General features: G+C 65.5%; 17 protein-coding genes. 7 read left to right on the plus strand and 10 right to left on the minus strand.

Annotated elements, in window-relative coordinates:
- Positions 1-152: 152 nt before the first annotated feature.
- The gene (gene gspG, locus BM125_RS06810) at positions 153-602 is read right to left on the minus strand and encodes a type II secretion system major pseudopilin GspG (protein ID WP_245778835.1); all 450 of its coding nucleotides are present in this window, start codon (positions 600-602) and stop codon (positions 153-155) included.
- 163 nt (positions 603-765) lie between these two features.
- Here gspG and BM125_RS06815 point away from each other — a divergent pair, with 163 nt between their 5' ends.
- Together BM125_RS06815 and BM125_RS06820 are read left to right on the plus strand one after the other, a co-directional pair.
- Positions 766-2,130, plus strand: coding sequence for an adenosylmethionine--8-amino-7-oxononanoate transaminase (locus BM125_RS06815; RefSeq protein ID WP_092406251.1), 1,365 nt, complete (start codon positions 766-768; stop codon positions 2,128-2,130).
- A 9-nt stretch (positions 2,131-2,139) separates the two neighbouring features.
- Positions 2,140-2,874: a 16S rRNA (uracil(1498)-N(3))-methyltransferase gene (locus BM125_RS06820; RefSeq protein ID WP_092406253.1), complete on the plus strand. Its 735-nt coding sequence runs from the start codon at positions 2,140-2,142 to the stop codon at positions 2,872-2,874.
- 48 nt (positions 2,875-2,922) lie between these two features.
- Here BM125_RS06820 and BM125_RS06825 read toward each other — a convergent pair whose 3' ends face one another.
- The 7 genes from BM125_RS06825 to BM125_RS06855 all read right to left on the minus strand — a co-directional run bounded on the left by BM125_RS06825 (position 2,923) and on the right by BM125_RS06855 (position 15,556).
- Positions 2,923-3,387, minus strand: a complete 465-nt coding sequence (locus BM125_RS06825) for a chemotaxis protein CheW (RefSeq protein WP_092406255.1) — start codon at positions 3,385-3,387, stop codon at positions 2,923-2,925.
- A 10-nt stretch (positions 3,388-3,397) separates the two neighbouring features.
- Positions 3,398-5,296, minus strand: a complete 1,899-nt coding sequence (locus BM125_RS06830; RefSeq protein WP_092406257.1) for a chemotaxis protein CheB — start codon at positions 5,294-5,296, stop codon at positions 3,398-3,400.
- 7 nt (positions 5,297-5,303) lie between these two features.
- Positions 5,304-11,858 carry an Hpt domain-containing protein gene (locus tag BM125_RS06835; RefSeq protein WP_175497944.1) on the minus strand — a complete coding sequence of 2,185 codons (6,555 nt, stop codon included), beginning with the start codon at positions 11,856-11,858 and terminating at the stop codon, positions 5,304-5,306.
- A 253-nt stretch (positions 11,859-12,111) separates the two neighbouring features.
- Complete coding sequence (locus BM125_RS06840) at positions 12,112-14,166, minus strand: methyl-accepting chemotaxis protein (RefSeq protein ID WP_092406261.1); 2,055 nt, start codon at positions 14,164-14,166, stop codon at positions 12,112-12,114.
- A gap of 63 nt (positions 14,167-14,229) precedes the next feature.
- Positions 14,230-14,784 carry a chemotaxis protein CheW gene (locus BM125_RS06845; protein ID WP_092406263.1) on the minus strand — a complete coding sequence of 185 codons (555 nt, stop codon included), beginning with the start codon at positions 14,782-14,784 and terminating at the stop codon, positions 14,230-14,232.
- Between the two features lie 10 nt (positions 14,785-14,794).
- Complete coding sequence (locus BM125_RS06850) at positions 14,795-15,160, minus strand: response regulator (protein ID WP_092406265.1); 366 nt, start codon at positions 15,158-15,160, stop codon at positions 14,795-14,797.
- A gap of 39 nt (positions 15,161-15,199) precedes the next feature.
- On the minus strand, positions 15,200-15,556 hold the full coding sequence (locus BM125_RS06855; RefSeq protein WP_092406363.1) for a response regulator: 357 nt from the start codon (positions 15,554-15,556) through the stop codon (positions 15,200-15,202).
- 365 nt (positions 15,557-15,921) lie between these two features.
- On the opposite strand from BM125_RS06855, the gene gshB reads away from it, so the two are divergent.
- The 5 genes from gshB to BM125_RS06880 all read left to right on the plus strand — a co-directional run bounded on the left by gshB (position 15,922) and on the right by BM125_RS06880 (position 20,011).
- Positions 15,922-16,896: a glutathione synthase gene (gene gshB / locus BM125_RS06860; protein WP_092406267.1), complete on the plus strand. Its 975-nt coding sequence runs from the start codon at positions 15,922-15,924 to the stop codon at positions 16,894-16,896.
- Positions 16,897-17,027: 131 nt separating this feature from the next.
- Positions 17,028-17,891 carry an energy transducer TonB gene (locus BM125_RS06865; protein ID WP_245778826.1) on the plus strand — a complete coding sequence of 288 codons (864 nt, stop codon included), beginning with the start codon at positions 17,028-17,030 and terminating at the stop codon, positions 17,889-17,891.
- Positions 17,892-17,996: 105 nt separating this feature from the next.
- Complete coding sequence (locus tag BM125_RS06870; RefSeq protein ID WP_245778827.1) at positions 17,997-18,596, plus strand: YqgE/AlgH family protein; 600 nt, start codon at positions 17,997-17,999, stop codon at positions 18,594-18,596.
- 12 nt (positions 18,597-18,608) lie between these two features.
- On the plus strand, positions 18,609-19,067 hold the full coding sequence (gene ruvX / locus BM125_RS06875; RefSeq protein ID WP_092406269.1) for a Holliday junction resolvase RuvX: 459 nt from the start codon (positions 18,609-18,611) through the stop codon (positions 19,065-19,067).
- Entirely contained in the window at positions 19,064-20,011 is a 948-nt protein-coding gene (locus BM125_RS06880; RefSeq protein ID WP_092406271.1) for an aspartate carbamoyltransferase catalytic subunit, read from the plus strand. The genes ruvX and BM125_RS06880 overlap by 4 nt, the downstream gene beginning before the upstream one ends.
- Here BM125_RS06880 and BM125_RS06885 read toward each other — a convergent pair whose 3' ends face one another.
- Positions 20,012-20,794 carry a class I SAM-dependent methyltransferase gene (locus BM125_RS06885; RefSeq protein ID WP_092406273.1) on the minus strand — a complete coding sequence of 261 codons (783 nt, stop codon included), beginning with the start codon at positions 20,792-20,794 and terminating at the stop codon, positions 20,012-20,014.
- Positions 20,795-20,825: 31 nt separating this feature from the next.
- On the minus strand, positions 20,826-21,956 hold the full coding sequence (locus tag BM125_RS06890; protein WP_092406275.1) for a PilT/PilU family type 4a pilus ATPase: 1,131 nt from the start codon (positions 21,954-21,956) through the stop codon (positions 20,826-20,828).
- Positions 21,957-22,073: the final 117 nt, after the last annotated feature.

The following is a 22,073-nucleotide window of genomic DNA, read 5'->3' on the forward strand; positions in this document are numbered from 1 at the left end:
CCTTGCTCTTTTGCCAACACGCCACGGGGCGCCCCCCATTCGATGCCCGGCTCCGCCGCCATGGCGACCTGCCCGGGCGAACGCGCCTGCGAAGCCATGCCTGCTCGAATCCGCTTCATCCCGATGCCCTGCCGCTCGCAGCGGCCACGGGGTCAGTTATCCCAGTTGCCGATATCGGCCGCATCGCCATCGCCACCCGGGCGTCCGTCCGAGCCATAGCTGTAGATGTCGACCTCGCCATGCTGGCCGGGCTGCTGGAACTGATAAGGCTTGGACCAGGGATCCATGGGCAGGCGGTCCAGATAGGGCCCCTTCCAGTTCGGCGCTTCGGGCGACCCGGAGGGCTTGGCAACCAGGGCCTGCAGGCCCTGTTCGTTGCTCGGATATCGGAAATTGTCCAGTTTGTATAGATTCAGAGCGGTGACGATGCCCTGCAGGTCCTGCTTGACCCGGGTGACACGGGCCTCGCCGGGACGCTCCATCACGCGCGGCACCACGATCGCGGCAAGGATGCCGAGGATGACGACAACGACAAGGATTTCGATCAGGGTGAAACCGCGGGTGCGGCCGGGAATGGGGAATGGAGAATGGGGAGTGGACAGAAGCGGCGCTGACCCCAACGGCTGCGCAGCACTTGGGGCCAGCGGCAAATCACCGCCCCCAATTCGGAGCCAGGCGGAAACGGCGAGATTGGAAATTTGATGCGGCTCTTGCATGGCTGGCGGCTTGTGCGGGGAGGGACTGGGCGTCGATCATAGCAAAGCCATGTCCGACTCCCCTGCCCTCTCCGTACCCTCGCTGGCCGCGCGCGATCTCGCCGTGGTCTGGCACCCGTGCACCCAGATGCACGATCACGAAACCATTCCGATGCTGGCCATCGAGCGCGCCGAAGGCGCCTGGCTATATGCCGCGGATGGCCGCCGCTACCTCGATGCGGTCAGCTCCTGGTGGACCAATGTGTTCGGCCATCGCCATCCGCGCATCGTCGCCGGACTCAAGGACCAGCTCGATCGCCTCGACCACATCATGCTTGCCGGCATGACCCATGAACCGGCCGTGGCCCTCGCCGAAAAGCTGGTCGATCGCGCGCCTTCCGGATTGACGCGGGTGTTCTATGCCGACAACGGCTCGAGCGCCATCGAAGTCGCCTTGAAGATGAGTTTTCACTACTGGCGGAACCAGGGATGGCCTGAGCGCAACCGCTTCATCGCCCTGCGCGGTGGCTACCATGGCGAGACCCTCGGCGCGCTGTCGGTCACCGATGTGCCGCTGTACCGTGCGACCTATGCGCCCCTGCTTTTCGAGCCGATCCTCGCGACGTCGCCGGATGCCTACCAGCGCCCGGCCGGGTCGACGCCGCAACAGCATGCGGCAAGCTGCCTCGCGGACATGCGCCGCACGCTCGAGGAGTGCGCCGCGCGGGTGTGCGCCGTCGTGCTCGAACCGCTGGTCCAGTGTGCCGGCGGAATGCGCATGCACCATGCGGACTACGTGGCCGGGCTGCGCCGGCTTTGCGACGAATTCGGTGTGCACCTGATCGCCGACGAGATCGCGGTCGGGTTCGGCCGCACCGGTACGCTATTCGCCTGCGAGCAGGCCGCGATCTCGCCCGACTTCCTGTGCCTGTCGAAGGGCCTGACCGGCGGCACCCTGCCGCTCTCCGCCGTGCTCACGACCGAAGCCGTGCATGCGGCGTTCTATGCGAGCTACAGCACCGGCAAGGCGTTCCTGCATTCGCACAGCTATACCGGCAACGCGCTGGCCTGTCGGGCGGCGCTGGAGACGCTGGCGATCTTCGATGACGAGCCGGTCCTCGCACGCAACAAGGTGCTTGCCGAGCATCTGCGAACGCGACTGCGCGCCCTCGAGGACCACCCGAACGTGGCCGACATCCGCCAGACCGGCATGATCGCGGCGATCGAACTGGTCCGCGACCGCGAAAGCCGGGCGCCGTTCCCTGCCGACGAGCGCCGTGGCCTGCGCGTCTATCTGCACGGACTCTCGCGCGGCGTCATCCTGCGCCCGCTCGGCAATGTCGTCTATTTCATGCCGCCCTATTGCGTGGACACGGATGACATCGACCTGATGGTTGATGCGGCGATCGCTGGAATCGACCACGCCGTGGCTTAGAATCGACGTATGCGCATTCCACGTATCTGCGTTTTCGAGGCACTGTCGAACGGCGCCGAAATCCTCCTGCCGACTCAGGCCGGCGAGCATCTGGCGCGGGTGCTCAGGCTGGAACGCGGTCATCCGATCATCCTGTTCAACGGCAACGGTCGGGACTATCGCGCGGAAATCAGCCAGCTGGCCAAGCGCGCTGTCAGCGCTCGCGTGCTCGACGACGGCCAGGCCGTAGATCGCGAAAGCCCGCTTCGGCTGATCCTTGCTCAAGGTGTCGCGCGCGGCGAAAAAATGGATTTCGTCCTGCAGAAGGCGACCGAACTCGGCGTCGTCCACATCGTGCCGCTGATTACCGGTCGCACCGAAGTCAAGCTCGATGCCGAACGCACCGCGCGGCGCCTGGCCCACTGGAATGCGGTCATTGCCGGCGCCTGCGAACAATCTGGCCGCAGCACCCTGCCGACCCTCGAGGAGCCGGTCAGGCTGGCCCAATGGGCTTCGACGCTGGATGCCTCGAGCGGCTTGCGACTGGCTCTGGATCCGGCCGGCGAGATGGTGCCGGGAAGCCTGCCGGCGTTTGCCACGGCGACCCTGGTGGTGGGACCCGAGGGCGGCTTGTCGGAGCAGGATCTCAACGTGCTCGACCAGGCCGATTTCCGCGGCCTCCGCCTGGGACCGCGCATCTTGCGCACGGAGACTGCCGGTCTCGCCGCCATCACCGCCCTGCAGGTGATCAACGGCGATTTCTGATGGCCGCTTGGACCGGCTGGGCCGAACCGCGGCGCCAGACGAAAGGAATCAGGCCGCCAGGGCCTGGGAAATCATTTCCTCGATCCGGCCGAGATCGGGAATCACGGCGTGGTCGTCGCGGACCAGTACCTCGGAGTGCACACCCGGCCCGACTTCGGTGTTGTCACCCGTGGTGATGAGCAATTCGGAGGTGATCGTGGTCAGGCGCGGGAAGCCCTGGGCGAGCATGGCCAGGAACGGGATCTTGGCGTTTCCGCTGAGGCCCTTGAGCACGGTGACGCGCGCGTTGCGCGTGTCTTCCTCGGTGGCGTGGCCGGCCAGCATCGGCAGCGAAAACAGTGGCAGTCGCCAGCCGCGCCAACCGAGCCGACCGAGCAGCCATTGCGGTGCGCCTTCGATGGCCTCCGGCCTGGTGTAGGTGATCACCTCGGCCACCGTTGCATTGGGCAGCAGCACGCGACCCCCGGTTACCGGAATCATGACGCCACGAATTTCGCGGGGAAGTTCAATCATCACGGATTCCTCATTTCCTTGCTGCCGACTTGAAATCGTCGAGGACCCTCTCGGCGAGTGCCCTGGGTGAACCGGTGAAGTCGACGACACCGGTCTCGATCACGCCATCAACCATCGAGCTGATCACGCAGGTATCCGGATCCTGTGCGTAGACCTTGCCGCCCTTGGCGGCCAGATGACGACTTCCTTGCGCCGCATCTTCGGCCATGCCGGAAAAGACGATGACGCCGGCGCGCGCACCAAAGCGATCCGCGACGTCCTCGACGACCTGGTCGATCGAGGGTGAATTGGGCAGGTCGCCCGCATTCAGGGTTTCCAGGGTGATGACGCCTTCGCGATCGACGCGCAGTCGATGCGTCGTCGGCACGACCACGATGTCGCCATGGCCGACGCGCTCGCCATGCGAGGGCGTGCGCACGGTCAGCACCGTGGAACGCACCAGTTGCTGGGCCATGATGTCCATGAACTCGGCACCCATGTGCTGGGCAAGCAGGAACAGCGCCGGGCAATTCTTCGGCATGTGCGAAAGGAACTCGCGCACCGCCTCGGGACCGCCGATCGAGGCGCCAAGCACCCAGACCCGGCTGACCGCGACCTTGGTGCTGGTGTCGAGCCAGGATTCGCTACCGGCGTGGGCCGTGGCGGTCTGTCCTGCCGGCTGCGGCGCGACCGCCTCGTCGAGTGGAATGAGTTCGAGCGAAAGTCCTGCATCGAACGGCTCGTCGCTGGCTGGCTCGGCATCCGGAGCGAGATATTCGGAAGCGCTGATCGTTTCGATGCCGAATTCGGTGGGCTTGGGCGGCTCGCTCTCGGACTTCGTGGCATCCGCCGGCCCGCCTTCGTCGATGTCCTCCAGGCTCCAGGCGAATGCCGACCCGATCGCGGATGGGGGTGTCGGCGGAGCGGATTCCCCGGCGGCGGCCTTGCTGTCGACCTCCGGAGCGTCGGCCCAGTCGAGATCGAGCATTTGCAGCCCGGATATTCCCGCGCCGGCAGCCGCTGCTTCGCCGGCTTCGACGGCTTCGGCGAGATCCTCATCGACCGATGCCGACGCGGCTGCCACGCTGTCGTCGGCAAATTCGAAGTCCGAAACCTCGTCGCCGTCGGCGAAATCATCGAGATCGGCGAACCCCAGCGTTTCGGATTCGGTGTCCTCGGCCACCACGATCCCGGAGAACTCGACCGTCGGCATTTCCCGGGTCGATTCCGGATCGAAATCGAGATCGGCAGCGGATCCGGTCGATGCGGCGACGTCCAGGTCGTCGAACTCGGACAGATCGAGGACGGGCATCGGCACGGTTTCCCTCGAATCCACGTCAGCGCGCGCGGATGCGGCGGGGCCAGAATCGTCCGCCTGGGGCAACACCCGATCGCCCTCGGCAAGCAGACTGGCTATATCCGAGTAGTCCTCTTGCACCAACTCCGCCGTTTCCTGCGTCACTTCGGAGCCGGCCGCGCCGACGTCGGCATGGGCCGCGGGCTCGGCCGAGTCTGCCGGAGCCACCGGACCTTCGGCCTTGGCCTCGAGCGGCGCCCTGGGGGCGGGCTGGGGCACCGCTTCCGCGCCTTCCGGGCGCGGCGGATCGGCGTTTTCGGTACCGAGGATCTTGGCTGCCAGATGCCGGGCCCAACGCGCCTGCTCCCATCCGGACAACTGGCTGGAAACCTGGGCCTCGTTGAAGATCACGTTGTAGCGGTCATCACCAAGCAGGGAGTAGACCTCGTCGAGGTGGGCCTCGACCTCGGTGTCGAGGTTGACCACGACGACGCGCGCACCGGAGCGCTCGAGGGCATCGCGATCGAGTTCCGCGGCCTGTGCTTCGTAGACGATCGGTGCGCCGGACCCGAGCAGCGCCTCGCGCAGGTGCCGGCCCGATTCGCCGGCCTGGGACAACAGCGCGATCGACATGTTCGGATCAGGCGTCGGCACGGGTCGTCCTCAGGGTTTCCTGGACCTGCCGCAGCAGGTCGGCTTCCTGGTAAGGCTTGCCGAGATAGCGCTCGACACCGATTTCGAGTGCGCGCTGACGATGCTTTTCACCGGTGCGCGACGTGACCATGATGATCGGCACGTTCTTCAGGCGTGCGTCGTTGCGCATGTAGGTGGCCAGTTCGTAGCCGTCCATGCGCGGCATTTCGATGTCGAGCAGCATCAGGTCGGGGACGCTGTCCTGCAGCTTCTCGACGGCATCGAGTCCATCCTTCGCGGTGACCACGTCCATCTCCGCGCGTTCGAGCACGCGCGTGGTGACCTTGCGCATGGTGATCGAGTCGTCGACCACCATGATCATGGTCTTGCGGCGCACTTCCGGCAGTTCCGGCGCCGGCACGACTTCCGCGACTTCCGGAATCTCGCCGGCGGCCACGCTTGCGCGCAGCGAGGCGACGCGGCGGACCAGCGGAGCCAGGTCGAGAATCATGATCACCGAACCGTCGCCCATGATCGTCGCACCGAAGATGCCCGGCACCGAGCTGATCTGCGGACCGACCGACTTGACGACGATTTCGCGCGAGCCGACAACGGCGTCGATGCGCACGGCCGCGCGCTGGTCGCCGGTCCGCGTCATCAGAAGCGGCAGCTGGGTCTCGTCGATGACGCGACCTTGCGGTACTCCGAGCAGTTGCGACAACTCGTAGATCTTGAAGTCCTCGCCCGCGTACGTGTAGGTCGGATCACCGCTGCCGAGACGCTTGGAGTAGTCGTCGAGGGCAATGCGCACGACACCCTGAACCGACGACATCGGCACCGCGTAGGTGGATTCGCCGAGCTTGACCAGGATCGCCTGGGTGACGGCGAGGGTGAACGGCAGCCGGATCGTGAACGTGGTTCCGGTGCCGCGGACCGAATCGATGACCAGCGAACCACCGAGCTGCTTGATCTCGCTGTGGACGACATCCATGCCGACGCCGCGCCCGGCCAGCTGGGTCACCTGCTCGGCCGTGGAGAAGCCCGCTTCGAGGATGAAGCCGTAGAGGTCGCGGTCGGACAGATTGGCATCCGGATTGAGCAGACCGAGCGAGATGGCCTTGCGCCGGATCGCATCGCGATCCATGCCGGCGCCATCGTCGCTGATGCGCAGGACGACTTCGGTCGATTCGCGCGAGACGCGGATCGTCACCGTGCCATCGAGCGGCTTGTTCGCCGCCAGTCGCTGCTGGGGCGTCTCGATACCGTGGGCAAGCGCGTTGCGCAGCATGTGCTCGAACGGCGCCTTCATGCGTTCGAGCAGGTTGCGATCCATCTCGCCCTGGGCGCCCTCGACCTTGAGCTGGGCCCGCTTGCCGAGCTCCTGCGCGGCTTGCCGCACGGTGCGGCGCAGTGACGGCACCATCGAGTCGAACGGCACCATGCGCGTGCGCATCAGACCTTCCTGAAGGTCGGAGCTGACACGCGACTGTTGCAGCAACAGGGTTTCGGACTGACGGGTCAGGTCGTCGAGCAGGCCCTGGATCGAGACCAGGTCCGAGACCGATTCGCCGAGTGCGCGCGAGTACTGCTGCAACTGCGAGAAGCGATCGAGCTCGAGCGGATCGAACACGGCCTCGACACCATCGTGGTGCTCGCGCTGATAGCGCGCGATGATCTGCGCTTCGGTTTCGATCTCGAGCTTGCGCAGCTGTTCGCGCAGGCGGCTGACGGTCTGTTCGAATTCGATCAGGTTGAAGCGGAAACTCGAAATCTGCTGTTCGAGTCGGGAACGGTAGATCGAGACCTCGCCCGCGTAATTGACCAGGGAGTCGAGCAACTCGGAACGCACGCGGATCATTTCCTGCGGCGCGCGCGGCTCGTCCTCCGCATCGAGATTCGGCAATGCCCGGGGTGCCGGTCGCACCTGGGCTCCCGCCTTGCCCGCTGCGTCGTCGCCGGCCGCGGCTGCCGCCGGCATCGGCGCGGGAGCAGGCATCGGCATCGGTTCGGATTCGTCGAGGCTCTCGCCGGCCACGAGATTTTCCAGGCGCGAAATCATCTGCGCCGGCATGGCGATCGCCTCGCGACGGGCGATGCGCTGGACCAGGCCATGCAGGGCGTCATAGCTGCGCTCGAGCGCCTCGACCGCGGACAGGTCCATGCTGCGATGGCCGTCATAGGTCGCGTCGAGCAACGATTCCATGGCGTGGGTGAGGTCGCCTATCGGGCCGATGCCGGCCATGCGTGCGCCACCCTTGAGGGTATGCAGGTCACGTTGCAGGGCGACGATGAGTTCACGATCCTGAGGCGATTCACGCAGCTGTGCCATCACCGAATCGGAGTGATCGAGGATGTCGTTGCCTTCCTGGACGAAGATGTCGAGCAGGTCCTGGTCCATTTCGGGCAGCTCGAGAGCGCCTTCGGGTTGCAGATCGGGCTGCGACGATTCTTCGACGGCCCTGGCCGCGGGTTGCGCGTCCTCGTCCGGCACGGGTTCCGCGACTGCTTCCGCTGGCGGCGCGCGATGCGGTTCGTCGGTGTCGACGGCTTCGACTATTGCTTCGATTTCGGGTTCGACCTCTTCGGCAGGTTCCGACGGAACCTCCGGTTCGACGGATGGCTGCGCGTCGAAAGATGTCGGCGCAATCGATGCCTCACCCGCGGTTTCGTCCGCACCGGCCGCGATCGACGTCAATGTTGTGTCTTCGAGGTCCGGCTCGACGATGTTGTCGAGGGTAATGGATTCGAGCGCAGTCTCGTCGAACTCGATGGCAAACCCCGCTTCGGCTTCGGCTTCGGCTTCGGCGTCGCCATCGGCGAGCGGCTGCGCGGTGATATCGGCAAACTCGGATCCGCTCCGGCCGGGAATATCGGCGAAGGCATTGGACGCCGCGATCAGCGCGTCGATGTCGGTATCTTCCGGAAACTCGAGCGCGATACCGCTTCGATCCGCATCGGCCACGTCGCCATCGGCCGCGGTTTGATGCCGGTCGCCGGCTTGCGCGGCGGAATCGTCGGCAGCAGAGGATCCGACATCCGTTGCGAGGGCGATCGAGAGCGAAGGCTCGTCGTCAACCAACGCCTCGACCACTCCATCGTCTTCGGCAATGGCCTCGAATTCGAGGTTGCCCAGCTCATCATCGGCGCCGGCGGCAATTGATACATCGACCGGGCCAGGGCCCTGTAGATGCTCGTCGTCCTGGTGATAGAACTGCAAGGCGCTCTCGGGCTCGTGCAATGCGTCGCGCAACGCGGTGACGCGACCGGCAAGATCGTGGGTGTCCGGCAGGTCGCTGGATCCGCGGTCCAGGCAGGTCATCGCCTCGCGCACGGCGGCGGCGGTTTCGCGCAGGACGGCGAGACCTTCGGCGTCCACCGCCGTGCCGCTCGCGCGCATCCGCTTGAGGTAGCCTTCCAGTGGAGACAACAGGTGCGTAAGCGGCTCGATCTCGACCATGGCAATCGCGCCGCTGAGGGTGTGTGCGGCGCGCAGCAGTGGCTCCGAAACCGGCAGATCGACGTAACTGGCCTGGTCGAGGAATTCGTCGACGACGCCGAGATGCATCGCCGTCTCGCTCTTGAGGATGTCGAACAGTACCGGATCAAGCCCGGGCATCGGTCCGGCAACGATTTCGGATCGGCGCTGACTCTCCAGTTCGACCGGTACCGGCAATTCCGAGGCGGATGCCTCGGTAGCACCTGCCGCTTCCTCGTAGGGCACGCGCCGCTTGACCAGGCGCTTGACCTTGCGGGTGACGGTCTGCACGGCCTGCTGTCTTGCCGGAACCGAGGCCAGCTCGCCTTCGGCCAGGCGATCCGCGGTCTCCATGATGCCGGCGATGTTCGCGGTCGGCACCCCTTCGCCACGCAAGGCCTCCAGCTGACCCGGCAGCGCGTCGACCGCATGGTCGACCAGGGCCAGGACCTGTGCGCTGGGCGCGATCGAGCGATCGAGCACGCGATTGAGCATGTTCTCGACTTTCCAGCTGAACTCACCGAGCGCAAGGGCGCCAACGAGGCGACCGGAGCCCTTCAGGGTGTGAAACGAGCGTCGGATCGGCTTGACCCGCTCGAGGTCCTCGGCGCCTGCTCTCCAGAGTGGCAACTGGGCGCGCAGGTTGTCGATTTCCTCCTGCACTTCCTCGATGAAGACATCGCGGATCTCGTCGTCGATCTCGCTCGAGGCGGTGATCTGGAAACTGCCATCGGCCGCATCGGCGGAGAGCACTTCCTCCTCGACCTCTTCCTCGATTTCTTCCTCGACCTCGATCCAGCGACTGCCGTCGGCATCGACGATGACGTTGCCGGCATCCAGCCGATCCGATGCCCCGGCATGGGGGGCATCGCGATCATGGGTGGTTTCGGCAAGCCGCAGCCCACCGACGTCGTGTTCCTCGCGCCGTGCTTCGCCAGTCTCGCCGACGATCAGGCCGGCCAGATCCTCGCCCTCGGCAATTTCGATCACGCTGTCGAGTTCGTCGGGCGCTTCGACCGTTTCAAACGTGGTGCCGGTCGGAATGGCGCTGCTTTCGGACTCGACGAAATCGAGCCCGTCGAGATTCATCTCGGCGGTGTCGCTGGCGTCATCGGGACGCAGGGCTGCGCTTTGCTCGAGCGGCAAATGCTCGCCCCAACTCGGAAAGTCCGTACCGGCCTGTGTCGGCTCATCGTCGACCGGTTCGATCACCCGGGTTGCCGTGTAACTTCCGGTGTCGATCGAATCGCTGTTTTCATAGGCCAGCGCAGCAGCGGCAGCCAGTGCATCATCGTCGCTCACCACCGACTTTCCCGGCGCCGACTCCGGACCGGGCGTGGCGGCTTCGATCCCGCCAGCGGGCGAGCCGACGGCCTCCGATTCGGCCGGCGGTATCGGCCAGTAGCCGAGCGTCTCCAGGCTCTCCCGGGTCACGTCGAGGATCTTCTGGCGACCGCCGCGCTGTTCGCGCGTCGCTTCGAGGAAGTATTCGATCGAGGCCAGCGCATCGGCCAGGCTGTCCATCTGCTCGGCGGTCGGGACGCGGCGATGGCGCTGCAGTTCGACTTCGACGAAGCGGACAATACCACCCATCAGCTCGGCCGCATCGCCGAGATCGAGCATGCGCAGCGCACCGGAGATTTCCTCGAGCAGTCGCGGAATCTGCTCGACACGCTCATGGTCCCAGGGCGACTCGATGAAGGCGATGACGTCGTGCTTGGCCTGCTGGATATTGACCGCCGCCTCGTGCATCAAGGCATCGAGGATCTTGCGCACTTCGGCCTTGGGCAGTTCGATCGCCTCGTCGTCGCCCTCTTCGCCGACCGCTCCGAGACGCTCGATGTGGTCGTCGAGCGATGCCTCGACATAGAGCAGCGCGCCGGCGACATCGAGCAGGGTGCCCTCGTCGGCTTCGCGTCGGCCCTGGGCGATGTCTTCGATGGTGCTGCGCTGTTCGGTGACTACGCGGCGCGGTACACCGAGACCGAGCATGCCGAGCGTGTCGCGCACGCGATCGAGCAGGTCGATCTGGGACATCAGGTCGGCCGGGTCGCGCTGCTGGGCGCGCAGGAAGATGTCGAGGGCCTCCTTGACCCGCAGCAGGTCTTCCTTGATGGCGACCGACACCGTATCGAGCAGGGCGCGGTTGTGGCCGGAAATCGAGCTCTTGGCGTGGGCGACTTCCTGGTCGGTCGGCAGCAGCGAACCGAGCGCATAGGTCTGGCGGATTTCCTCGACACGCGGACTCTGGCTGGTCGAATGCGCGATGTAGTAGAGCAGCCCCTTGACCAGTTCGCGCGGCGGCGCGGAATTCAGGCCTTCCTCGCCGATCTCGGCGAAGCGGCGGATCTCGCGGTCAACGCTGCCGAACAGCAGCTTGACCGAGGCGCCGGACTCGAGCGCACCTTCGCCGATCGCTTCGGCAACGCCGGCGGCGATCCAGAACAGGCGGCGCGCCTCCTCGCCCGAGGCGACGGTCGAACGCAGGCGGTCGAGCACATCGCGCAGGCGCAGCGGATTCTGCGTTTGCGAGGAATCGCGGAACCACTTGAGCAAGGCCGCCTGGAAGGCCAGGCGCAGGCGCAGGGCCTGCGAACGCAGTTCCTTCAATGCCAGCGGTTTCGGCAATCCGTTGGCGGCGGCCGGCAGTACCGCGGCCAGATCGGGCGAAAACAGGGCGGAATCGGAGAGCAGCTTCTCGCCGCGGCAGGCACGCAAATCGTTGAGCAGGGGCAGCAGGACGATCGGAATGTCCTTGTGCCCGGTCTGCACGCGCTCGAGATAGTCCGGTAGCTGGACCATTCCGCGCATGAGCACGGAATAGCCTTCCTCGCGCTGCGGCACGGCATCGGCCAGCAAGGCCTCGGCCAGCCGTTCCATTTCCTCGATGACCATCGCCGCGCCGTACAACTCGACCATGCGCAGGGTTCCCTGCGCCTGGTGCAGGTAAGTCGCGCAGAAGCGCATGAGGCTGGTGTCGGCTGGATCCTCGACGTAAGCCTCGAGCGCCTGGCGCGCCTGCTTGAGCGTGTCGTCAAGTTCGCCCTTGACCCAGTTCAGCGTGGTGAAGTCGTCGTGCAGTTTCATGATTTTCATTCGCCCTGGCGAAGCCCGGCCACCCTCACCCTAACCCACGACGCTGCACGGAAACCCCACTCCGCGCACAGGATCGCAACAACGGCGATTCTGCGCGGCGAGCGATCCGATCCGGGCGAGCGCACCGGCAACGCGGGGTTGCCTGGGGCGTTGCGGACCGTCCGACGGGTCTGTTGCGGCATTGTCGAAGGCGTTGAATGGCAGGCGGCTTCTCCTTTGATCTGTTACGTGACGGACTGCAACTTCAGCCTGGCAGCTTGAAGTCGGCCACCGAGCGGCGCAGGTCGCCGGCGAGGTGCGCGAGGTTGCCGATCGATTCGGCGGTCTGACTGGCGCCGACCGAGGTTTGCGTGGTGATTTCCTGAATCACGTTCATGGTGGCCGAAATGTTCGTCGCCGCGGCCGACTGCTGGCTGGCGGCGGCCGAGATGCTCTGGATGAGGTCGGCGAGATCGTGCGAGACCTTTTCGATTTCGCCCAGGGCGAGACCCGCATCCTCGGCCAGGCGCGCACCGGCCACGACCTCGGCGGTGGTCTGTTCCATCGAACTGACCGCCTCGTTGGTATCGGACTGAATCGTCTGCACCAGCGTCTCGATTCGCTTGGTCGCGTTCGATGCGCGTTCCGCGAGGCGCTGGACTTCGTCGGCAACGACCGCGAAGCCGCGGCCCGCCTCACCGGCAGAGGCCGCCTGAATGGCCGCGTTCAACGCGAGAATGTTGGTCTGTTCGGCGATGTCGTTGATCAGTTCGACGATCGATCCGATTTCCTGCGAGGATTCACCGAGGCGCTTGATGCGCTTCGAGGTTTCCTGGATCTGGTCGCGGATCGAGTCCATGCCCTGGATCGTCTGGCGCACGATGGCCGCGCCCTTGGCGGCGATCTGCACCGAGCGCTGCGCCACCTCGGCGCTTTCCGTGGAATTCTTCGACACCTCGTCGATCGAAACCGCAATCTCGTTGATGGCTGCGGACGCGGAGGTGATCTGCTGGGCCTGGTGCTCGGCGGCTTCGGCCAGGTGCATCGCGGTCGCCTGGGTTTCCTGCGCGGCCGCTGAGACCTGCACGGCGGTCTCGTTGATGGTCGTTACCAGGGATCGCAGCGCCTCGACCGCGAAGTTGATCGAGTCCGCGATCGCCCCGGTAATGTCCTCGGTGACGGTCGCCTTCACGGTCAGGTCGCCTTCGGCCAGCGAGCCCATCTCGTCGAGCAGTCGCAGAATGGCTTCCTGGTTTCGCTGGTTCAGCTCGGCCGACATCTGGTAGCGGTTTTGCTGGTCGCGGACCAGGGTAATGCCGAGCAGGATGACGAGGACGATCGCGGCGGCAGCGGCGATGCCACCCCATAGCGGGTTCGGGAAGGTGCGCTTGGTGCCGAGCGTATCGAGGCGGTCGGCGACGTTGCGCGCCTTGAGCAGAACGCTCTGGCTGTCGGTGAAGATCGCGTCGGCGGCCTGCTTGACCACTTGCAGGCCGGTCGAGGCATCGATGATCTTGCTGACCGGCTCGTCGAGGCTCTGCCACTGCTGCTGCACGTCGACCAGGATCTGCTTGGCGTTGGGCTGGTCGATCGGGCGGATGTTGAGCGCCGGCGCGCCGTCGATCAGGCCATCCAGCACCGAGCGGTAGAGCGCGGCGTCGCGCGAGAAGCCGTCGGCCGCGGATTGCGCGTCCTCGCCACCCTGGCCGATTTCCTGGACGCGGCGGATCATGCGGTCGGCGAGCAGCATCTGGCGGGTCGAGATGTAGACCTGGCCGGCGCTGCCGTTGCGTTCGGTGAGGATGTTGACGACCTCGTTCATGCGCGAGTTGAGGACCGGCATCTTCGAACCGAACTCCTGCGAGGTCGTGGCCGTATCGAGAACCAGGCTCTTGCCGTCGAGAATCTTGGTGGCATTGGTCAGGACCGGTGCCCAGGCCGCGTTGAGGTCCTTCAGTTCTTTCTCCACGCCGGGTTCGTTCGCGTAGGAGGGCATTCCCGCGTACGGTGAGGGGTCCTTGGCGTTGCCCTTGTTCAGGTAGCCGAGGAAGGCATCGATGTCGCCGGTCGTCTTCTTCAACTCGTCGAAGGCCAGCTCGTTGCCGCCGGCGGCGTTGGCCGCGTACGTGGTCAAGGCCTGGGAGAGCACCTGCACCTGCGTGGTCAGCGAGCTCGCCTGTCGATCGTGGTTGCTCTTGATGGTCAGATAAATGAAGTCCGCCGCCGCGAAGGCGATGGCGAGCACCAGCAACACGATCAAAATGGTGTTGAGGCTGCCCGTCCGCTCGGAGCCCGAGAGTGCGCTGGAAGTTGTGCTCATCGTGTTACCTCACCCCTAAGTTACACATTGCCGGCCGGATCGATGCCCTCGACCGGTTTGCTGTTATGCCGATGCCTGCTGGAATTCCGCCGAGCGGACCAGCGCGGACATGCTGAACAATCCCCACAAGATGTCGCCGAGTTGAACCTTTTCGCCCACGTAGCGGCTGTAGCGCTCGTCTTCCTCGCCGAGCGCGCGGGCGCGCTGCTCGTCGGAAAAGCTGCGCTGCCCAAGCACCTCGTCGACAAGCAGGCCGACGCTGCCGCCATGCTGGCGGACCACGAGGATGCGGGTCGAGTCGGTCATCACCGTGCGCGTACCTTCGATGTATTGGCGAAGGTCGATCACGGCGACCAGGTTGCCGCGCACGTTGGCCACGCCGAGCATCCAGCCCTGCGTTCCCGGCACGACGGTCAGGGCCGGCATGGTCAGGATTTCGTTGACTTCCGAGATGCTGCTGACCAGATGGTGCGGGCCGACCCGGAAACCGATGCCGCGCCAGAGACCCGGCGCGTCGATCTGCTCGGGCAGGCCGGCGACGTGCGAAAGACTGCGCCGTTCGTAGTCGGCGAGAATCTCGAACGGACCGGCGGGCTGCAATTCAGGGGAAGTTGCCATGCTCGTCGCCTCAACCCGGCAGCAGGTTGTCGATGCGTTGCAGCAGGGACTTTGCATCCACGGGCTTGGTCAGGAAGTCCTTGGCGCCCTGGCGCAGCCCCCAGACGCGATCGGTCTCCATGGTCTTGGTGGTGACTATGAGAATCGGAATATGTCCGGTGCCGGCGTCGCGGCTGAGGTCGCGTGTCGCCTGGAAACCGTTCATTCCCGGCATGATGACGTCCATGATGACGAGATCCGGGCGTTCGCGCTTGACTCCGGCGATGCCTTCCTCGGCACTTGCCGCGCTGCTGACACGATGACCGGCCTTTTCGAGCAGCGTGGTGAACACGCGCACGTCGGTCGGTGAATCGTCGATGATGAAAATGTGCGCCACCGCCTTACCCCTGTGAGTCGAATGGCCAAGCCAACGGAATTACTTCCAGTCCACGTGGCGACGAATTGCACCGAGCAACTCCTCGCGAGTGAAAGGTTTGGTCAAATATTGTTCGGAACCGACAATTCGGCCGCGCGCCTTGTCGAACAGGCCGTCCTTCGAGGACAACATGATGACGGGCGTTGCCTTGAACATCTGGTTGTTCTTGATCAGCGCACACGTCTGATAGCCATCCAGACGCGGCATCATGATGTCGACGAAGATGATCTGCGGCTGCTGATCGGAGATCTTGGCCAATGCCTCGAACCCGTCGGTTGCCGTGACGACGTCGCACCCTTCCTTGCGCAGCAAGGTTTCCGCAGTCCGGCGGATGGTCTTTGAGTCGTCAATGACCATGACTTTCAGGCCGCTGAAGCTGCCCTGCTTGGTCTCATCCACCTGTTAAGGACCCCCAACCGCTGTGCTGAATAATGAGGCACGCAAGATCCGTGCCGGCCGAGACGCTTTTCAGGAAAGAGACGAACCCGGCGCAAGCCCCTCAAAGGTCGCGCGTCGCTCCGCAAGTTCCCACACTGGTCGCTGCTTCTTAACCAATTCTTAGCTAATCTGTCAAGTTTAGCGCGTAAGTCCCAGAAAATCTTGGGAACCTGCTCGCCATTCCATCGGGAAGCCGACCGGTCGCGTCGACGACGAGTGTAAACTAGCGCGGCATCTGCGTCGCGACCCCGCGCACAACATCGCACAGTCCCCGGAGACACCGCATGGCCCGCAAACTGGCCGTCCTGATGGACGCCATCGCCGAGATCAGGATCGCCAAGGATACGACGTTCGCCCTGCTCCTCGAAGCGCAGGCGCGTGGCTACGAGATTTCCTACCTGACCCAGGGCGACCTCGCCCTGCGCGACGGCGCACCGTTCGCCCGGCTGGCCCGATTGCAGGTGCGCGACGATGCGCGCGACTGGTTCTCCCTGGCCGAGGCGGCGTGGCAGGACCTGCGCGATTTCGACCTGATCCTTGCGCGCAAGGATCCCCCGGTGGATGACCAGTTCATCTACGACACCCAGATCCTGCAGGTCGCCCAGGATGCGGGGGTGCTGGTGGTCAATGACCCGCGCGGCCTGCGTGACGCCAACGAGAAGCTGTTCGCCCAGCATTTTCCGCAATGCTGCGCGCCGGCCCTGGTCGCGCGCCAGGCCAGCGAACTGAAGCGTTTTGCCGCCGAGCACGGCCGTGTCGTGCTCAAGCCGCTCGACGGCATGGGCGGGCGCGGCATCTTCCTGTCCGGCCACGGCGATCCGAACCTCAATGTGATCCTCGAAACCCTCACCGCCAATGGCCGTTGCTTCGCCATGGCGCAGAAGTTCATCCCCGAGATCAGCAGCGGCGACAAGCGCATTCTGATGATCGACGGCGAACCGGTGCCGTATGCACTGGCGCGCGTGCCGCAGGGCGACGAATTTCGCGGCAACCTAGCCGCCGGCGGCAAGGGCGTCGGCGTGCCGCTGAGCGAACGCGACCGCCGGATCGCGGCCGAGGTCGGGCCCGAGCTGAAACGCCGGGGCATGCTGTTCGTCGGCCTCGACGTGATCGGCGACTGGCTGACCGAAGTCAATGTCACCTCGCCGACCTGCCTGCGTGAGCTCGATGCCCAGTTCGGGCTTAATATTGCCGGTCAACTCTTCGACGTCATCGAATCCCGCCTGGCCAGGACCGCCCATGAAGTACGCGCGCACTGACATGCCCCCTGACTCCGACCGGCCTTTCGCTCGTTCCTCGACACGGTTCGCCATCCGCTCGATCATGAAGATCCGCCTGAATCCGATGACTTGCGCGGTCAGCGCGCGAATTCGCGACTAGTGCGGCTACCGTGAGCGACAGCCCATCCAGCAGTGCCGCCGACCGGTTTGGCGTGACCCTGCTCTTTTCCCTGATTGCGCATGCCGTGCTCGCCCTCGGCATCACCTTCAGCGTGGCCAAGCCGGCTCCTTCGCTGCCCTCGCTGGACGTCATCCTGGTCCAGTCGGCCAGCGGCCAGGCCCCGGACAAGGCCGACTTCCTCGCCCAGGCCAGCAATACCGGTGGTGGCGACAGCGAGAAGGCCAGGCGTCCGACCGATCCGCTGTCGAGCCCGGTGCCGAAGCCGATTCCCGGCATTGCGCCGCGCCCGACCGAAAATGGAGCGCCGCGACCGACCGCCCCGACCCAGCGCGAACTGCTGACCACCCGACGTGCCGATCGCAGCGTCGAGACGGCCAGGGAGACGCCCGATACCCCGGACATGCAGGCGCCCAGCGAACGCGAGATCGTCGAGCGAAAGCTCGAGATGGCGCGGCTGGCCCAGGAAATCCAGCGCGAAACCGAACAGTACGCGAAGCGCCCGAAGCGCAAGTACATCTCGGCGAACACCAAGGAGTACGCCTATGCCAGCTACATGGCGGCCTGGGTCGCCCGCATCGAGCGTATCGGCAACCTGAACTACCCCGACGAGGCGCGCCGGCAGGAACTGCACGGTCAACTGGTCCTGACCGTCGGCCTGAACAAGGACGGTACCGTCAAGAGCATCGACATCATCCAGCCGAGCGGCCACAAGATCCTCGACGACGCGGCCATTCGCATCGTTAACCTGGCCACGCCGTTCAATCCGCTGCCGACCAAGGGCGATGTCGTCGACGAGCTATACATCACGCGCACCTGGCAGTTCCTCGAGGGCAATATCCTGCGCAACCGCTAGGGAGGACCGCTTCGGCGACGACCTCGCCGGACTGACCGGTGCAAGCCCGATCGAGGAGACGATCCGGGGCCATCGGGCCTCGCGAAAGCGCGCCCGGGCGCATTCATGGTCTGGGGTACCGGCGCGCCGTACAATGGCGCCATGCACGAGACCTCGACCCTGTCCAACCAGTTGCTGATCGCCATGCCCGGCCTGCGCGACCCGAACTTCGCACGTGGCGTGGCTTTGGTCTGCCAGCACGGCGAGGACGGTGCGATGGGCATCATGATCAATCGCCTGTCCGACTATCGGCTCGGCGACGTGCTGGCCCAGATGAACCTGCGTTCGGACCTGCCCGACGTAGTCGACTCGCCGGTCCTGGTCGGTGGCCCGGTCCAGCCGGAGCGTGGTTTCGTCCTGCATACGCCGCATGGCGGCTGGGACTCCTCGTTCCGCATCTCCGACCTGATCAGCGTGACCACCTCGCGCGACATCCTCGCCGCGATCGCCGCCGGCAACGGTCCGCAGAATGCCATCGTCGCGCTCGGCTATTCGGGCTGGAGCCCGGGCCAGATCGAGCATGAAATGCGCGAGAATGCCTGGCTGACTGCACCGGTCGACAGCACGATCCTGTTCCATACCCCGCTCGACGAGCGCTGGAGGGCCTCCGCTGCCCTGGTCGGCGTCAATCTCGAACAGATTTCTCCGTATGCCGGCAATGCCTGAGCCGGGCTCGCGATGAGCCTGCCCGATTCCGCCGGCTACGTGCTGGCATTCGATGTCGGCACGCGCATGCTCGGGGTTGCCATCGGCCATCCTCTGACCGGTACCGCGCGTGCCCTGGCCACGGTCAATGTCCATCACGGCAAGGTCGACTGGAACCGCATCGACGGCCTGGTCAAGGAGTGGCAACCGGTCGCGTTCGTGATCGGCCTGCCGCTGGCCCTGGATGGCAGCGAACAGGCGATGACCGCCCACGCCCGTGCCTTTGGCGAGCAACTGGGCAAGCGCTATGCGCGTACCGTGCACGAATCCGATGAGCGCTTCACCTCGAAGGAGGCCGCGCGAAGGTTTGCCGCGCAGCGCGCCGAGGGTTCGGCGAAGCGCAAGCACGGCGCGGACATCGATGCGCTGGCCGCGCAGATCATCCTCGAGTCCTGGTTTTCCAGCCCCCGCAACGAAGCCACTGCGCCATGACCAGCCTGCAGATCGACGCCAACGGACGCCTGCGCCACCTGATCACCCTCGAAGGCCTCGGCCGCGAGCGCATCTGCGCCCTGCTCGACCGCGCCGTCGAATTGCGCGATGCCTTCGCCATGGACGCACAGGGTCCGCAACTGCTGGCCGGTCGCACCGTCGTGAACCTGTTCTTCGAGACCTCGACACGCACCCGCTCGAGTTTCGAACTGGCCGCTCGCCGGCTCGGCGCCACGGTACTCAATTTCGACATCGCCTCGTCCTCGACCAGCAAGGGCGAATCGCTGGAGGACACCCTGGCCACGCTCGAGGCCATGCAGGCCGACGCCTTCATCGTGCGCCATCGCGAGAACGGCATGCCCGAGCGGCTCGCCGGCTTTGCGAAAAGGGCTGCGATCCTCAACGCCGGAGACGGCAACCATGCGCATCCGACCCAGGGCCTGCTCGACGCCCTGACCATCCGCGATCGCCATGCCGACTTCGGCGCACTCACGGTGACCATTTGCGGCGACATCCGGCATTCGCGCGTGGCCCGCTCCGATCTGCACATGCTGCGCGCGCTCGGTGCCGCGGAAATCCGGCTCTGTGGTCCGGCCGCGCTGCTTCCCGATGCCGGTGCATTTTCCGATTGCCGGATCCTCGAGGATTTCGACGAAGCGGTGGCCGGCAGCGACGTGCTGATCATGCTGCGCCTGCAGCGCGAACGCATGAGCGAGGCCCTGATCGGCGACGAAGCCGACTACTTCGCGCGTTTCGGCCTGACCGCGCAGCGACTCGCCCGGGCCCGGAATAGTGCACTGGTGATGCATCCGGGACCCATGAACCGCGGCGTCGAGATCGCCTCCGAAGTCGCCGACGGCCCGCAGTCGATGGTCCTGGCCCAGGTCGCCAATGGCGTGCCGGTGCGCATGGCGGCGCTGACCACCCTGCTCGGCGTCGATTGATCAGTCGGCGCGGATGTTCGCCGCGTCCTCGCGGGTCAGGTACCAGCGCCGGCTGGACCAGCCCGCTCCGGCGGCACCATCGTCGATCGCGGCGAGCAGGCGCACGCCGGGATCCCGTGCCAGCAGGTCGCGCAGGCGCGACTCCTCCAGCACATGCATCTCGAACACCGCCTGGCGACGCCAGGCGAGACGCCGCAGCGGATTGAGCCAGCGGTTCGGCATCAACGCAAACAGGCGTCCGCGCCAACTGCGGTCGGTGCCGGCGACGAACTGGAAGGCGGCCACGCCGCCCGGCGTGAGCACGCGCAGGAATTCGGCGACGTAACCGAACGCCAGGTCCGCCGGAATATGCTGCAGGGTGATGCACGAATAGACCAGGTCTATGCTGGCATCGGCGACCGCATCGAGCCGCGCCGACCGGTTCTCGATGAAACGCAGGTTGCCGAGGTCTGCATTCAGGCTGCGCGCCTTGGCGATCATGCTTGGCGAGACGTCGATGCCGATGGCCTCGCCGAAGTGCGCGGCGAGCGCGCGCGTCAGGCGGCCGGCACCACAGCCGAAATCGAGCGCGCTGCGCCGCTGTTGCGGGAGATTCCAGCCGGCAAGCAGGGCCAACTGGCCGTCGATCTCGGTCCGCCCGGTGACCAGGAACTCCTCGACGTCCCAGCGCCCACCGCGCTTGTCGGCACGCGAGAGTACCGCCCACAGCGGATCGTCCTGGCCGAGCACGGCCCAGACCCTGCGCAACCGCTCGAGTTGCGCATGTTCGGTTTCGCCGGACATCAGGCGGCGCGCCGCGACGCGGACGCGCGCGTCATTGCGTCTCGATCAGCTCCACACCGTCCAGGCCCTGCGACAGCGTGTGCGCATCGCCGCCCTGGGCGAGCTTGATCTTGAGCCGGACCTCGTTGGTCGAGTCGGCATGGCGCAAGGCGTCTTCGTAGGAGATCTCGCCGGCCTGGTACAGCTCGAACAGGCTCTGGTCGAAGGTCTTCATGCCGAGGTTGGTCGACTCCTTCATGACGTCCTTGAGCTTGTGGATGTCGCCCTGGCGGATGTAGTCCTGGACCAGCGGCGTACCGAGCAGCACCTCGATCGCGACCCGGCGCGACTTGCCGTCCGGGGTCGGGATGAGCTGCTGCGCGACCACGCCCTTGAGGTTCAGCGAGAGGTCCATGAACAACTGCGAGCGACGGTCCTCGGCAAAGAAGTGGATGATGCGGTCCATCGCCTGGTTGGCGTTGTTCGCATGCAGCGTGCACAGGCACAGATGGCCGGTTTCCGAGAAGTTGATCGCGTGCTCCATCGTCTCGCGGGCACGCACCTCGCCGATCATGATCACGTCCGGCGCCTGGCGCAGCGTGTTCTTCAGCGCGTTCTCCCAGGAATCGGTATCGATGCCGAGTTCGCGCTGGGTGATGATGCAGCCCTCGTGCTTGTGCACATACTCGATCGGATCCTCGATCGTGATGATGTGGCCGGTCGAGTTGAGGTTGCGGTAGCCGAGCATGGCCGCCAGCGAGGTCGACTTGCCGGTGCCGGTGGCGCCGACGAAGATGATGATGCCGCGCTTGGTCATCGCCAGGGTCTTGATGATCGGCGGCAGGTTCAGCTCGTCGCAGGTCGGGATGCGCGTCTCGATGCGGCGCAGGACCATGCCGACGCAGTTGCGCTGGTAGAAGCAGGAGACACGGAAGCGGCCGACGCCGGTCACCGCGATCGCGAACTGGCACTCGTGGGTCTTCTCGAACTCTTCGCGCTGCGACGGCGTCATCACGTTGAGCACCATGTCGCGCGCCTGCTGCGGGGTCAGCGCGTTCTGCGTGATCGGCGAAATGCGCCCGTGGACCTTCATCGAGGGCGCGACACCGGCCGTGATGAACAGGTCGGATGCCTTCTTGTGCACCATCAGCTTGAGGAAAGAGGTGAAATCGACGCTGCTCATGACCTTCTCCCGGCCCCGGGTCACCCGGATTTGCCGGCATCTTACACCGCTCGCAAAGTGCTTGGCTGCGACCGGGTGCACGCCGTGGCGCCACCGCGACCGCCTGCCGTGCCGCGG

Source organism: Dokdonella immobilis (genome assembly GCF_900115085.1).
In the GTDB taxonomy this organism is placed as follows: domain Bacteria; phylum Pseudomonadota; class Gammaproteobacteria; order Xanthomonadales; family Rhodanobacteraceae; genus Dokdonella; species Dokdonella immobilis.